This window comes from Paraburkholderia sp. SARCC-3016, from assembly GCF_031119615.1.
In the GTDB taxonomy this organism is placed as follows: Bacteria; Pseudomonadota; Gammaproteobacteria; order Burkholderiales; family Burkholderiaceae; genus Paraburkholderia.
In genome coordinates this window covers 1-14,160 of sequence record NZ_JAVHZD010000065.1, presented here as the reverse complement: position 1 = coordinate 14,160, position 14,160 = coordinate 1, and the positions used below count along the sequence as shown (strand labels likewise).

The window sequence follows — 14,160 nt, the reverse complement described above, 5'->3', positions numbered from 1 at the left end:
CGTAGCCATGTCGTTCTGTGAGCCAAGGAGTTGGTAGAATGTTTTGTCTTCCTAAGACCGCTTGGCCTCCGACTTCGGACCGCCGCCGACGATCAGCGTCATCGCGGTCGGCGCGCCTTGATACACGTCGGGCACCCACATATGGAACGGCACCGCGCCCATCTTGAAGGCGATGCCGGCGACGATGAAGATCACGCCGAACAGCAGCACGACGTCGTTGATGCGGCCCGATGCGACCGCCTTCAGCACTTCGTTGAGCTCGAGCGAACCGGTCGCGCCGTAGATCATCGAGATGCCGTACAGCAGGAAGCCCGATGCGAGCGCGCCCAGCACGTAATACTTCATCGCCGCTTCGTTCGACTGCGACGCATCGCGGCGCAGTGCGATCACTGCGTACAGCGACAGCGACATGAGCTCGAGGCCCAGATACAGCGTCAGGAAGTTATTGCCCGAAATCATGATCAGCTGTCCGAGCAGCGAGAACATGCCGAGCAGGTAGAAGTCGCCGCGGAACAGGTTGCGATCTTCGAGGTACTTGCGCGAATAGATGATCGAGACCGTGTAGCCCAGCGTGACCACCGCCTTCATCACGCTCGCGAACGGGTCGACGATATACATGCGCGAGAAGTAATAGTGCTGCACCGGGTCGAGCGCGAGCGTCGCGAACCAGATGCCGGCGACGAGCGTCGAGAACAGCGCGATCAGATACGTGGTGCGCCGGCCCGCCTGGCCGGCGAACGTATCGTTGAGCCACGCGACGACCACCGCGGCCATCACCAGCGCGTCGGGTAGCAGAGCACTCAAAGGGGCGTTTTGCATGATTTTTCAGTTCCTCCGCTCTGCACTACTGAGACAGCGGCAGCTTCGACTGCGATACATGGGTAAGGAGATTCTCCACGGACGCATGCATCACTGAAGAGAAAGGCTTCGGGTACAGGCCCATGAACAGCGTCAGCGCGGCGAGCACGATCAGCATGAAGAACTCGCGGCCGTTGATGTCGATGAGCTTTTTGACGTGGTCGTTGCCGATCGCGCCGAAATACACGCGCTTGTACATCCACAGCGTGTATGCAGCGCCGAGAATCAGCGTGAACGCGGCGCCGAACGCAATCCAGAAGTTGTACTGGACCGCGGCCAGGATCACCATGAACTCGCCGACGAAACCGGACGTGCCCGGCAGACCGCAGTTGGCCATCGCGAACAGCATCACGAACGCGGCGAACTTCGGCATCGTGTTGACGACGCCGCCGTAGTCCGAAATCTGGCGCGTATGCATGCGGTCGTACAGCACGCCGATGCAAAGGAACATGGCGCCCGACACGAAGCCGTGCGAGATCATCTGCACGATGGCGCCTTCCACGCCCATCTGGTTGAAGATGAAGAAGCCGAGCGTCACGAAGCCCATGTGCGCGATCGACGAGTACGCGACGAGCTTTTTCATGTCCGCCTGCACCAGCGCGACGAGACCGATATAAATCACCGCGATCAGCGACAGCGTGATGACGACCGGCGCAAGGAAGTGGCTCGCATCCGGTGCGATCGGCAGCGAGAAGCGCAGGAAGCCGTAGGCGCCGAGCTTCAGCATGATCGCCGCCAGCACGACCGAGCCGCCCGTCGGCGCTTCGACGTGCGCGTCAGGCAGCCACGTGTGCACGGGCCACATCGGCACCTTCACCGCGAACGCGAGGAAGAATGCGATAAATAGCAGTACCTGCGGTGTCATCGGAATCTTCGCCGCATGCCATGCGGCGAGATCGAACGTGCCCGTCTGCGTGTACAGATAGATGAGGCCGACCAGCATCAGCAGCGAACCCATCAGCGTGTACAGGAAGAACTTGAACGCCGCGTACACGCGGTTCGCGCCGCCCCAGACACCGATGATGATGTACATCGGAATCAGCGTCGCTTCGAAGAATACGTAGAACAGCATGCCGTCGGCAGCCGAGAACACGCCGACCATGATGCCCGACAGGATCAGGAACGCCGCCAGATACTGGCCGACGTTCTTCGTGATCACTTCCCACGCTGCCACCACGACAATCACCGTGATCAGCGCGGTCAGCACGACAAACCACATCGAAATGCCGTCGACGCCGAGGTGATACGTGATGTTGAAGCGCTCGATCCAGTTGGCCTGCTCGACGAACTGCAGCTTCGCCGTGTCCGGATTGAAATCCGTCATCAGCGGAATCGTGACGATAAAGCTCAGGATCGAGCCGACGAGCGCAATCCAGCGCGCGGGCGCCGGGTTGCGATCGTTGCCGACCGCGAGCACGATCAGACCAAACACGATCGGCATCCAGATCGCGATGGAGAGAATCGGGTAGTTGTACATGGTGTCTCCTCGCGTTGTTTATTTGCCGCCGAGCGTAACGAACAGCGTCAGGAGGCCCAACATCCCGATGATCATCGCAAACGCGTAGTGGTAGATATAGCCGGACTGCAGGAAGCGGATCACGCTCGCGAACCAGCCGACGAAGCGCGCGCTGCCGTTGACGATACCGTCGATCACGACCACGTCGCCTTCCTTCCACAGACCGCGGCCGATCGCCACGGCGCCGCGCGCAAAGACGACTTCGTTGATCTTGTCCATGTAGTACTTGTTGTCGAGCAGCGTGTAGATCGGCGAGAACGTCTGGCGGATCTTCGCGGGCAGCGACGGACGCTTGATGTACAGGAACCACGCGACGATCACACCCGCGAGCGACAGCCACACGGGCAGACCTTCGAACGACATGATGCCCATCTGGAACCAGCCGTGGAACTCTTCGGCCATTTCCTGCAGCGCCGGATGGTTCTGGGCGATATAGATGACCTTGTCGAACGCGACGCCATGGTCGAAGAAGCCGCCGTACAGCATCGGCTTGATCGCAATCGCGCCGATGATGACCGATGGGATCGCGAGCAGCACGAGCGGCACCCAGACGACCCACGGCGTTTCGTGCGGCACGTGCGGGCCATGATGGCCGTGGTCGTCGTGCGCGTCGTGACCGTGATCGTCGCTGCCGTGGCCCTGCCCATGTGCCGCTTCTTCCGCTCCCATCGGCGAGTCGGGATGCTTCGGACCGCGGAAGCGCTCTTCGCCGTGGAACACCATGAAATACATGCGGAACGAGTACAGCGCCGTGACGAACACGCTCGCGGCGACCGCGAAATACGCGAAGCCCGAACCCGGCAGATGCGACAGACGCGCCGCATCGATGATCGAATCCTTCGAATAGAAGCCGGCGAAGAACGGTGTGCCGATCAGCGCGAGCGAACCGATCAGCGACGTGATCCACGTGATCGGCATGTACTTCCACAGGCCGCCCATGTTGCGCATGTCCTGGTCATGGTGCATGCCGATGATCACCGAACCGGCGCCGAGGAACAGCAGCGCCTTGAAGAATGCGTGCGTCATCAGGTGGAACACGGCGACCGGGTAGGCCGATGCGCCGAGCGCGACCGTCATGTAGCCGAGCTGCGACAGCGTGGAATACGCGACGACGCGCTTGATGTCCATCTGCACGACGCCGAGGAAGCCCATGAAGAGCGCCGTGATCGCGCCGATCACCATGATGAACGACAGCGCGCTATCGGACAGTTCGAACAGCGGCGACATGCGCGCGACCATGAAGATGCCGGCCGTCACCATCGTTGCCGCGTGGATCAGTGCGGAGATCGGCGTCGGGCCTTCCATCGAATCGGGCAGCCACACGTGCAGCGGGAACTGCGCGGACTTACCCATCGCGCCGATGAACAGGCAGATGCAGGCGACCGTCAACAGGCCCCAGTCAGTGCCCGGGAACGTCAGCGACGCAAGTTCGTGGTTCTTCGCGAACACGTCGGCGTAGTTCATCGAGCCGGCGTACGCGAGCAGCAGGCCGATGCCGAGCAGGAAACCGAAGTCGCCGACACGGTTCACGAGGAACGCCTTCAGGTTCGCGTAGATCGCGCTCGGACGCGTGTAGTAGAAGCCGATCAGCAGGTACGACACGAGACCCACCGCTTCCCAGCCGAAGAACAGCTGCAGGAAGTTGTTGCTCATCACGAGCATCAGCATCGAAAACGTGAACAGCGAGATGTACGAGAAGAAGCGCTGGTAGCCGTCCTCCCCCGCCATGTAGCCGATCGTGTAGATGTGCACCATCAGCGACACGAAGGTCACGACGACCATCATCATCGCGGTCAGCGAATCGACGAGGAAACCGACCTCGAACTTCAGCTTGCCGATCGTCATCCATTCGTAGATCGTCGCATTGAAGCTCCCGCCGTTCTGCACGTCGAGAAACACGATGACCGACAGGACGAACGAAATCGCCACCCCGAGAATCGTTACCGAATGAGCGCCTGCACGCCCGATCGTCTTGCCGAAGAGCCCCGCGATCAGCGAGCCCGCGAGTGACGCGAGCGGGATGGCCAGCAGCAGGTTTTCGTTGAGTGTCGTTGACATAACCGCTTACCTGAAATGAACTTCGCTGAAATTAACCTTTGAGCTGATCGAGGTCCTCGACGTTGATCGTGTCGAGGCTACGGAACAGGGTCACCAGAATCGCGAGGCCGATCGCCGCTTCGGCTGCGGCCACCGTCAGCACGAAGAAAACGAAGATCTGGCCGTGCACGTCGCCGAGATAGTGCGAGAACGCGACGAAATTGGTGTTCACCGCCAGCAGCATCAGTTCGATCGCCATCAGGATGATGATCACGTTGCGGCGGTTCAGGAAAATGCCGACGATGCTGATCGCAAAGAGGATCGCACCGAGCACGAGGTAATGAGCAAGGGTCAACATGTTTTTCTCCTCTCGGGCGCTCAGGCCTTGCCTGCGGGCGCCGGGGCGCCGGTTGCGGCACCGGCCGCGGTCGCGGCTGCCGTCGCTGCCGTTGCCGGCTCCGTGGGTTCCGGTGCCGGTGCGACTTCCGGTTTCATCTTTACGATGCGCACGCGGTCCTGGCGGCGCACCGCCACCTGATCGGAAATGCGCTGGCGCTTGCTGTCTTTCTGATGGCGCGTGGTCAACGCGATCGCCGCGATGATCGCAACCAGCAGCACGAGGCCCGCCACTTCGAACGCGAAGATGTATTCGGTGTAGATGATCTTGCCGATCAGACGCGTGTTCGACCAGCTCGCCGTGCCGCCTGCTCCGGCAACCGCAGCCGCCGTCGTATCGGGCACCGGCTGCACCGTCGCGCCGTAGCCGTGCCACAGGATCAGCGCGGTTTCGATCACGATGATCGCGCCGACGATGGTCGCCATCGGTACGAAGCGTTTGAAGTCTTTGCGCAGCACGTCGAGATTGATGTCCAGCATCATCACGACGAACAGGAACAGCACCATCACCGCGCCGACGTACACGAGCACCAGCAGGATGCCGAGGAACTCCGCCTGTAGCAGCATCCAGATCGCGGCCGCATTGAAGAACGCGAGCACGAGGAAGAGCGCGGCCGACACCGGGTTGCGCGAAGTGATCACCTTCAGCCCCGACACCGTCAGGAGCAACGCGAAGATGTAGAACAGTACGGTCGTGAATTCCATGATTACCGGTTCTTCGTTAGGCCATCGTCAGGCAGGGTCCCTCGGCTTGCCGCGGCACGCGCGCGCATTTTACGCGACGTCGATCTGCGCGCGATGCACGCGAGATGCAACGTGGTACACCCAGCGGCACTCGAGGGGCTGCGCACCGCGCCGCCATTACCGCGGCGGCCGACGCGACTTCGTACTACAGCAATGCAACTTCCTGGATCAACGATACGGCGCGTCTGCCGCCTTGTTCGCGGCGATTTCCGCTTCGTAGCGGTCGCCGACGGCCAGCAGCATGTCTTTCGTGAAGTACAGGTCGCCGCGCTTTTCACCGTGATATTCGAGAATATGCGTCTCGACGATCGAATCGACGGGGCAGCTTTCTTCGCAGAAACCGCAGAAGATGCATTTGGTCAGGTCGATGTCGTAGCGCGTCGTGCGGCGCGTATTGTCCGCGCGCGTTTCAGACTCGATCGTGATGGCCAGCGCCGGGCACACCGCTTCGCAGAGCTTGCAGGCGATGCAGCGCTCTTCGCCGTTTTCATAGCGGCGCAGCGCGTGCAGGCCGCGAAAGCGCGGCGAAATCGGCGTCTTTTCTTCCGGAAACTGCACGGTGATCTTGCGCTGGAACGTATAGCGTCCGGTCAGTGCGAGACCCTTCAACAGCTCGGTCAGGAAGAAGGTCTTGAAGAAGTTTTGAAATGCGGTCATGGGGACATCCGCCCTTTATTTCCAGATATTCAACGGCGACATGATCCAGAACCCGACCACCACCAGCCACACCACGGTCACCGGAATGAACACCTTCCAGCCGAGACGCATGATCTGGTCATAGCGGTAGCGCGGGAACGTCGCACGCACCCAGATGAATACCGACAACAGGAAAAACACCTTGAGGACGAGCCAGAAGATGCCCGGAATGAACGACAGGAAACCGAACGGTGCGTCCCAGCCGCCGAGGAACAGGATCGAGGCGAGCGCCGAGATCACGATCATGTTGATGTACTCGGCGAGGAAGAACAGCGCGAACGCCATCCCCGAGTAATCGATCATGTGGCCCGCGACGATCTCCGACTCCCCTTCCACCACGTCGAACGGGTGGCGGTTCGTTTCGGCAATGCCCGACACGAAGTAGACGACGAACATCGGCAGCAGCGGCAGCCAGTTCCACGACAGGAAGTTGACGCCGAAGCCCGCGAAGATGCCGCGCGTTTGCGAGTTGACGATGTCCGACAGGTTCAGGCTGCCGGCCGTCATCAGCACGACGACGAGGGCGAAACCCATCGAGATTTCGTAGGACACCATCTGCGCGGCCGCGCGCATCGCACCGAGGAATGCATACTTCGAGTTCGAAGCCCAGCCGGCGAGGATCACACCGTAGACGCCGATCGACGAAATCGCGATCGCGTACAGCAGCCCCGCGTTGATGTCGCCAAGCACCGCGCCCGCCTGGAACGGAATCACTGCCCAGATCGCGAAGGCCGGCACCACCACCATGATCGGCGCGATCAGGTAAATCCAGCGGCTCGCCTGGGTCGGCTGGATCACTTCCTTCAGCAACAGCTTGAGCACGTCGGCGATCGGTTGCAGCGAGCCGCCGGGACCGACGCGGTTCGGGCCGAGACGCACGTGCATCCAGCCGATCAGTTTGCGCTCCCAGAGGATCAGGTACGCGACGCACAGCAGAATCACGACGGCCACCACGATGATGCGCACGAGCGCCCACACCGTCGGCCACGCGACGCCGAGAATCTGGCTGCCGCCCGCGTTGATCGTATCGAACAAGGTCATTTACGCCTTCTCCACCAGCAGTTCGCCGAACAGGCTCCCCAGCGCCGCGCCGGCAGGCGTGGCCGCCGACACGCGGACCACCGTCTCCGCAAGATTCGCATCGCGCACGGCCGGCACCTGCACCGAACGCTCCCCCTGGCGCACGCGCACCGCGTCGCCGTCTTTCAGACCCAGCTTGTCGAAGAGCCCAGCCGGCAAACCGACCGTGTTCGCGTTGCGCGCGGCTTGCGTCAGATGCAGCGAGCCGGCACGGCGCACGAGCGGATCGGCGTGGTAGATCGGCACGTCGGCGATGCGCTCGAACGAGCCGTTCGCGGCCTTGGCCGCACCGCCGTCGCCGCGTGCAACCGTCGAGGCGCTCCTGTTCGACAGACGCGGCGTCAGGTCCGCATCGCCGAGCGCGGCGGCGCGCACTTCCTCAGCCGTGTCGTATTCGAAGCCCGACGCGCCAAGCAGACTGCCGAGCACGCGCAGCACCTTCCATGCGGGACGCGCGTCGCCGAGCGGCCGCACGACACCGTTGAAGCTCTGCACCGTGCCTTCCGCGTTGACGAACGTGCCGGCCGTTTCCGTGAACGGTGCGATCGGCAGCAGCACGTCGGCGTAATCCATGCCCGTTCTGAAAGGCGACATCACGACGACCATTTCCGCCTGGTTCAGTGCGGCAAGCGCTTGCGCCGGGTTCGCGGTGTCGAATTCCGGCTCGACGTTCATCAGCACGTAGCCCTTGCGCGGCTGCTCGAACGCTTCGCGTGCATTCAGGCCGCCGTTGCCCGGCAGCGCGCCGACGAGGTGAGCGCCGACGGTGTTGGCCGCTTCCGTCAGGAAACCGAGCGTCGCGCCCGTCGCGTCGGCGATCCATTGTGCCGCGGCGTGGATGCGTGCGAATTCCGGATGCTGCACCGCTGCGTTGCCGATCAGCACCACGCGCTTTTCGCCCGCTGCGAGCGAAGCGGCGACCTGCTTTGCCGCATCCGATGCCTGTACGCCTGCGAACGCTTCCGGCAGCGCGACGCCGCGCGCTTCCGATACGGCAGCCGCAATGCCGGCCAGTTCGTCGAGCCATGCGGACGGCGCCGCGGCGATGACTTGTGCCTTCGGAATCAGCGAGTTGTCGCTCGATGCCTGCAGCAGGGTGAGCTTCGCGCCGCCCTTCGATGCCTGGCGCAGACGCGCGGCGAAGAGCGGATGATCGCGACGCAGCGACGACGTGCCGACCACGAACGCCGCATCGACGAGCGACAGGTCGGCGATCTTCACGCCGAGCCACGGCGCGCCGTTGACGGGCGCCGAGAAGTCGGTCTGACGCAGACGGAAATCGATGTTCGGCGTACCGACCGCCTGCGCAAGCTGCTTGAGCAGGAACAGCTCTTCGACCGTGCTGTGTGCGCTGCCGAGCGCGGCGATCGCGTTTGCGCCGTGATCGCCCTTGATGCCGTTGAAACCCTTGACGACGTATTCGAGCGCCGTTTGCCAGTCGGTTTCGACCCACTGGCCGCCCTGCTTCACCATCGGCCGCGTCAGGCGCTCTTCGCTGTTGAGCGCTTCATACGAGAAGCGGTCTTTGTCCGAGATCCAGCATTCGTTGATCGCTTCGTTCTCGAACGGCAGCACGCGCATCACGCGGTTGTTCTTCACCTGCACGACGAGGTTTGCGCCGACCGAATCATGCGGGCTCACCGACTTGCGGCGCGACAGTTCCCACGTCCGCGCGCTGTAGCGGAACGGTTTGCTCGTCAGCGCGCCGACCGGGCACAGGTCGATCATGTTGCCCGACAGTTCGGAGTCGACAGTCTTGCCGACGAAGGTCGTGATTTCCGAGTGCTCGCCGCGGTTCAGCATGCCGAGCTCCATCACGCCGGCCACTTCCTGGCCGAAGCGCACGCAGCGCGTGCAGTGGATGCAGCGCGTCATCTCTTCCATCGAGATCAGCGGCCCCACGTTCTTGTGGAACACGACGCGCTTTTCTTCGCTATAGCGCGACGACGACTTGCCGTAGCCGACCGCGAGATCCTGCAGCTGACATTCGCCGCCCTGATCGCAGATCGGGCAATCGAGCGGATGGTTGATCAGCAGGAACTCCATCACCGATTGCTGGCCCTTGATGGCCTTCTCGGATTTGGTGCGCACGACCATGCCTTGCGACACCGGCGTCGCGCAGGCGGGGACCGCCTTCGGCATTTTCTCGACGTCGACGAGACACATACGGCAATTGGCCGCGATCGACAGCTTCTTGTGATAGCAGAAATGCGGCACGTATGTGTCGACCTTATGCGCAGCCTGGATCACCATGCTGCCTTCAGGTACCTCGACCGTTTTGCCGTCTATTTCGAGTTCAACCATGATGGTCAATCATCCTTAACCTGATACCGCTCAATCGTTCGCCCCGTTCATCGCGCCGGGCGCACGCCGTGTAGACGAGGCGCGCCGCGCGGTGAATCTGCATTCGACGTTCTGCTTCTTCTATGCCGCGACCGTTTCCGACACCGCCGCCGCCCCGGCATGGCCGCCGACGAGGCAGCGCTTGTTGGCGACGTGATACTCGAATTCGTCCCAGTAATGCTTCAGCATGCCGCGCACCGGCATCGCAGCCGCATCGCCGAGCGCGCAGATCGTGCGGCCCATGATGTTTTCGGCAACCGAGTTGAGCAGGTCGAGATCTTCCTTGCGGCCAAGGCCATGCTCGATACGATGCACGACGCGGTAGAGCCAGCCGGTGCCTTCGCGGCACGGCGTGCACTGGCCGCACGACTCTTCGTAATAGAAATACGACAGGCGCAGCAGCGAGCGCACCATGCAGCGCGTCTCGTCCATCACGATCACCGCGCCCGAACCGAGCATCGATCCGGCTTTCGCGATCGAATCGTAGTCCATGTCGGTTTGCATCATGATGTCGCCCGGGATCACCGGCGCCGACGAGCCGCCCGGGATCACCGCCTTGATCTTCTTGCCGCCGCGCATGCCGCCGGCGAGCTCCATCAGCGTCGCGAACGGCGTGCCGAGCGGCACTTCATAGTTGCCCGGACGCTCGACGTCGCCCGACACCGAGAAGATCTTCGTGCCGCCGTTGTTCGGCTTGCCGATTTCCAGATAGGTTTGCGGACCGACCTCGAGCAGGAACGGCACCGCGGCGAACGTTTCGGTGTTGTTGATCGTGGTCGGCTTGCCATAGACGCCGAAACTCGCCGGGAACGGCGGCTTGAAGCGCGGCTGGCCTTTCTTGCCTTCGAGCGACTCGAGCAGCGCCGTTTCCTCGCCGCAGATATACGCGCCGTAACCGTGGTGCGCATGCAGCTGGAACGAAAAGCCCGAGCCCATGATGTTGTCGCCGAGGAAGCCCGCGCGGCGAGCCTCTTCGAGCGCCTCTTCGAAGCGCAGATATTCGGCGAAGATTTCGCCGTGAATGTAGTTGTAGCCGACCGTGATGCCCATCGCATACGCGCCGATCGCCATGCCTTCGATCAACGCATGCGGATTCCAGCGCAGGATGTCGCGGTCCTTGAACGTACCCGGTTCGCCTTCGTCCGAGTTGCAGACGAGGTACTTCTGCCCCGGAAACTGGCGCGGCATGAAGCTCCATTTGAGCCCGGTCGGGAAGCCCGCACCGCCGCGGCCGCGCAGGCCCGATGCCTTCACATCGGCAATGACCTGCTCCGGCGGGATTTTTTCTTCCAGGATGCGGCGCAGCTGCTTGTAGCCGCCACGCGCGACGTAATCTTCGAGATGCCAGTTCTCGCCGTTCAGACCGGCGAGAATCAGCGGCTTGATGTGACGATCGTGTAAAGACGTCATTTCGAAAGTTCCTCGAGCAGCTGGTCGATCTTCTCGCGGCTCATGAAGCTGCACATACGATGGTTGTTCACGAGCATCACCGGTGCGTCGCCGCACGCGCCCATGCACTCACCCTCTTTAAGCGTGAACTTGCCGTCCGCGGTGGTTTCGCCGAAGTCGATGCCGAGCTTCTGCTTCAGATATTCGGCGGCGCTTTCCGAGCCGCCGTCCGGGCCGAGCTGACACGGCAGGTTCGTGCAGAGCGTGATCTTGTGTTTGCCGACCGGCGACGTTTCGAACATCGTGTAGAACGTCGCGACTTCCTGCACGGCAACGGCCGGCATGCCGAGATAGTCGGCGACGTACTGCATCAGATCGGGCGACAGCCAGCCATGTTCGTCTTGCGCAACGGCCAGCGCCGCCATCACGGCGGATTGTTTCTGATCGGCGGGGTACTTCGTGAGCGCACGATCGATTTCTTTCAGGCCTTCAGCTGAGATCATTTTCAGACACGACTCTTTCAATTCCTACCGAACGAAAACCTGTCGCTCCACTGCATGATGCGACAGACCCGGCGTTCCTTGCTTGCCCCTTGCCTCGCGCCGCGCTGGCACAGCCTTCTCGCGCGGACGGGCCTCGATGAAAATGCGTTAGCGATCCACTTCGCCGAACACGATGTCCTGCGTGCCGATGATCGTGACCGCATCGGCGATCATGTGGCCGCGCGCCATTTCGTCGAGCGCGGACAGATGCGCGTAGCCCGGCGCGCGAATCTTCAGGCGATAAGGCTTGTTCGCGCCATCCGAAATCAGATAGATGCCGAACTCGCCCTTCGGATGCTCGACTGCCGCATACGATTCGCCTTCAGGCACATGGAAGCCTTCGGTAAAGAGCTTGAAGTGGTGGATCAGCTCTTCCATGTTCGACTTCATCCCGACGCGCGACGGCGGCGCAACTTTGTGATTGTCGATCATCACAGGGCCGGGATTCTTGCGAAGCCAATCAATACACTGCTTCGCGATACGCGTCGATTGACGCATTTCTTCGACGCGCACGAGATAGCGGTCGTAGCAGTCGCCATTCACGCCAACCGGAATGTCGAAGTCGAGCTGATCGTACACCTCGTAAGGCTGCTTCTTGCGCAGGTCCCACTCGATGCCCGAGCCGCGCAGCATCGCGCCGGTCAGACCCAGTTGCAACGCGCGTTCGGGGCTCACGACACCGATGCCCACCAGACGCTGCTTCCAGATCCGGTTGTCGGTGAGCAGCGTTTCATACTCGTCGACACACTTCGGGAAGCGGTTGAAAAAGTCTTCGATGAAGTCGAGCAGCGAACCCTGGCGGCTCTCGTTCATTTTCGACAGCGCCTTCGCATTACGGATTTTCGATGCCTTGTATTGCGGCATTGCGTCGGGCAGATCGCGATAAACACCGCCCGGACGATAGTACGCAGCATGCATCCGCGCGCCCGACACCGCTTCGTACACGTCCATCAGATCTTCGCGCTCGCGGAACGCATACAGAAACACGGCCATCGCGCCGACGTCGAGCGCGTGCGCACCGATCCACATCAGGTGGTTCAGCACGCGCGTGACTTCGTCGAACAGCACGCGGATGTATTTCGCGCGAATCGGCACGTCGATGCCGAGCAGCTTTTCGATTGCGAGCACATAACCGTGTTCGTTCACCATCATCGACACATAGTCGAGACGGTCCATATACGGTACGGACTGGATAAACGTCTTGTTTTCGGCGAGCTTTTCGGTCGCGCGATGCAGCAGGCCGATGTGCGGATCGGCGCGCTGGATCACTTCGCCGTCGAGCTCGAGCACGAGACGCAGCACGCCGTGCGCTGCCGGGTGCTGCGGGCCGAAGTTGAGCGTGTAGTTCTTGATCTCTGCCATGGCGTTCTCTTAATGTTTCAGACCGCCATAGCGATCTTCGCGGATCACGCGCGGCGTAATTTCACGCGGCTCGATCGTCACGGGCTGATAGACGACGCGCTTCTCTTCCGGGTCGTAACGCATTTCGACGTAACCGGAGATCGGGAAATCCTTGCGGAACGGGTGACCGATGAATCCGTAGTCGGTCAGGATGCGACGCAGATCCGGATGGCCCTCGAACACGATGCCGTACAGGTCGAATGCTTCGCGCTCGTACCAGTTCGCCGAGTTCCACACGTCGACGACCGACGGAACGATCGGCAGATCGTCGTCCGGCGCGAATACGCGCACGCGCACGCGCCAGTTGTTCGCAATAGAGAGCAGATGCAGCACCGCGGCAAAACGCGGGCCTTCGTAAGCGCCGTCGCCATACGTCTGGTAATCGACGCCGCACAGATCGATCAGCTGTTCGAACTTCAGCGATGCGTCGTCGCGCAGACGCTTCACCACGTCGAGGTATTCGCTCGCCTTCACGACGATCGTCAATTCACCGATCGATTCCGTGATGCTCGACAGGCGGCCGCCAAAGGCCGCCTCGAGATTCGCTTTGAGGGTCTCGAGTTTGCTTGCCATATTGTGGGGAGGCTTGGGCCTTTATTGACGGGCGATGGTGTTGGTGCGGCGGATCTTGGCCTGTAGCTGGATCACGCCATAGACGAGCGCCTCGGCCGTCGGCGGACAGCCCGGCACGTAGACGTCGACCGGCACGATACGATCGCAGCCGCGTACGACCGAGTACGAGTAGTGGTAGTAGCCTCCCCCGTTCGCGCACGAGCCCATCGAAATCACCCAGCGCGGCTCGGCCATCTGGTCGTACACCTTGCGCAGCGCCGGCGCCATCTTGTTGCACAGCGTGCCGGCGACGATCATCACATCCGACTGACGCGGGCTCGGACGAAACACGACGCCGAAACGGTCGAGGTCGTAGCGGGCCGCGCCCGCATGCATCATCTCGACCGCACAACACGCGAGACCGAACGTCATCGGCCACAGCGAGCCGGTGCGCGTCCAGTTGATCAGTTTGTCAGCCGTCGTGGTGACAAACCCTTCCTTCAAGACCCCTTCGATACTCATTTGCTTTCCACTAAGTCGGATCGTAGCCATGTCGTTCTGTGAGCCAAGGAGTTGGTAGAATGTTTTGTCTTCCTAAGACCGCTT

Annotated in this window: 12 protein-coding genes and 1 pseudogene; all 13 read right to left on the bottom strand. The window is 61.8% G+C overall.

Annotated elements, in window-relative coordinates:
- Positions 1 to 63: 63 nt before the first annotated feature.
- A pseudogene (locus QYH69_RS35075) lies at positions 64 to 819 on the bottom strand (NADH-quinone oxidoreductase subunit N); the annotation flags it as partial.
- A 25-nt stretch (positions 820 to 844) separates the two neighbouring features.
- The gene (locus QYH69_RS35070) at positions 845 to 2,335 is read right to left on the bottom strand and encodes an NADH-quinone oxidoreductase subunit M (protein WP_075157593.1); all 1,491 of its coding nucleotides are present in this window, start codon (positions 2,333 to 2,335) and stop codon (positions 845 to 847) included.
- Between the two features lie 18 nt (positions 2,336 to 2,353).
- A complete protein-coding gene (gene nuoL / locus QYH69_RS35065) occupies positions 2,354 to 4,432 on the bottom strand; it encodes an NADH-quinone oxidoreductase subunit L (RefSeq protein ID WP_308836224.1) in 2,079 nt (692 codons plus the stop codon).
- A 31-nt stretch (positions 4,433 to 4,463) separates the two neighbouring features.
- Positions 4,464 to 4,769, bottom strand: coding sequence for an NADH-quinone oxidoreductase subunit NuoK (nuoK, locus tag QYH69_RS35060; RefSeq protein ID WP_006052894.1), 306 nt, complete (start codon positions 4,767 to 4,769; stop codon positions 4,464 to 4,466).
- 20 nt (positions 4,770 to 4,789) lie between these two features.
- A complete protein-coding gene (locus tag QYH69_RS35055) occupies positions 4,790 to 5,512 on the bottom strand; it encodes an NADH-quinone oxidoreductase subunit J (protein ID WP_308836223.1) in 723 nt (240 codons plus the stop codon).
- 207 nt (positions 5,513 to 5,719) lie between these two features.
- A complete protein-coding gene (gene nuoI / locus QYH69_RS35050; RefSeq protein WP_075157596.1) occupies positions 5,720 to 6,208 on the bottom strand; it encodes an NADH-quinone oxidoreductase subunit NuoI in 489 nt (162 codons plus the stop codon).
- Positions 6,209 to 6,223: 15 nt separating this feature from the next.
- Positions 6,224 to 7,288, bottom strand: a complete 1,065-nt coding sequence (gene nuoH, locus QYH69_RS35045) for an NADH-quinone oxidoreductase subunit NuoH (protein ID WP_308836222.1) — start codon at positions 7,286 to 7,288, stop codon at positions 6,224 to 6,226.
- Positions 7,289 to 9,631, bottom strand: a complete 2,343-nt coding sequence (gene nuoG, locus QYH69_RS35040; RefSeq protein WP_308836221.1) for an NADH-quinone oxidoreductase subunit NuoG — start codon at positions 9,629 to 9,631, stop codon at positions 7,289 to 7,291. It lies immediately after the preceding gene.
- 120 nt (positions 9,632 to 9,751) lie between these two features.
- Complete coding sequence (nuoF, locus tag QYH69_RS35035; protein WP_075157599.1) at positions 9,752 to 11,080, bottom strand: NADH-quinone oxidoreductase subunit NuoF; 1,329 nt, start codon at positions 11,078 to 11,080, stop codon at positions 9,752 to 9,754.
- Entirely contained in the window at positions 11,077 to 11,562 is a 486-nt protein-coding gene (nuoE, locus tag QYH69_RS35030; RefSeq protein ID WP_075157600.1) for an NADH-quinone oxidoreductase subunit NuoE, read from the bottom strand. Before nuoE ends, nuoF begins: the two co-directional genes overlap by 4 nt.
- A 147-nt stretch (positions 11,563 to 11,709) precedes the next feature.
- A complete protein-coding gene (locus tag QYH69_RS35025; RefSeq protein WP_075157601.1) occupies positions 11,710 to 12,963 on the bottom strand; it encodes an NADH-quinone oxidoreductase subunit D in 1,254 nt (417 codons plus the stop codon).
- A gap of 9 nt (positions 12,964 to 12,972) precedes the next feature.
- On the bottom strand, positions 12,973 to 13,575 hold the full coding sequence (locus QYH69_RS35020) for an NADH-quinone oxidoreductase subunit C (protein ID WP_308836220.1): 603 nt from the start codon (positions 13,573 to 13,575) through the stop codon (positions 12,973 to 12,975).
- 21 nt (positions 13,576 to 13,596) lie between these two features.
- Positions 13,597 to 14,076 carry an NADH-quinone oxidoreductase subunit B family protein gene (locus QYH69_RS35015; RefSeq protein WP_006052903.1) on the bottom strand — a complete coding sequence of 160 codons (480 nt, stop codon included), beginning with the start codon at positions 14,074 to 14,076 and terminating at the stop codon, positions 13,597 to 13,599.
- Between the last annotated feature and the right edge of the window lie 84 nt (positions 14,077 to 14,160).

Bases quoted from the DNA above. Each gene is read 5' to 3' on its own strand.
- nuoE (WP_075157600.1), bottom strand. From the start codon at position 11,562: ATGATCTCAGCTGAAGGCCTGAAAGAAATCGATCGTGCGCTCACGAAG.
- QYH69_RS35025 (WP_075157601.1), bottom strand. From the start codon at position 12,963: ATGGCAGAGATCAAGAACTACACGCTCAACTTCGGCCCGCAGCACCCG.
- QYH69_RS35015 (WP_006052903.1), bottom strand. From the start codon at position 14,076: ATGAGTATCGAAGGGGTCTTGAAGGAAGGGTTTGTCACCACGACGGCT.
- nuoI (WP_075157596.1), bottom strand. From the start codon at position 6,208: ATGACCGCATTTCAAAACTTCTTCAAGACCTTCTTCCTGACCGAGCTG.
- QYH69_RS35055 (WP_308836223.1), bottom strand. From the start codon at position 5,512: ATGGAATTCACGACCGTACTGTTCTACATCTTCGCGTTGCTCCTGACG.
- nuoG (WP_308836221.1), bottom strand. From the start codon at position 9,631: ATGGTTGAACTCGAAATAGACGGCAAAACGGTCGAGGTACCTGAAGGC.
- QYH69_RS35070 (WP_075157593.1), bottom strand. From the start codon at position 2,335: ATGTACAACTACCCGATTCTCTCCATCGCGATCTGGATGCCGATCGTG.
- QYH69_RS35020 (WP_308836220.1), bottom strand. From the start codon at position 13,575: ATGGCAAGCAAACTCGAGACCCTCAAAGCGAATCTCGAGGCGGCCTTT.
- nuoK (WP_006052894.1), bottom strand. From the start codon at position 4,769: ATGTTGACCCTTGCTCATTACCTCGTGCTCGGTGCGATCCTCTTTGCG.
- nuoH (WP_308836222.1), bottom strand. From the start codon at position 7,288: ATGACCTTGTTCGATACGATCAACGCGGGCGGCAGCCAGATTCTCGGC.
- nuoL (WP_308836224.1), bottom strand. From the start codon at position 4,432: ATGTCAACGACACTCAACGAAAACCTGCTGCTGGCCATCCCGCTCGCG.
- nuoF (WP_075157599.1), bottom strand. From the start codon at position 11,080: ATGACGTCTTTACACGATCGTCACATCAAGCCGCTGATTCTCGCCGGT.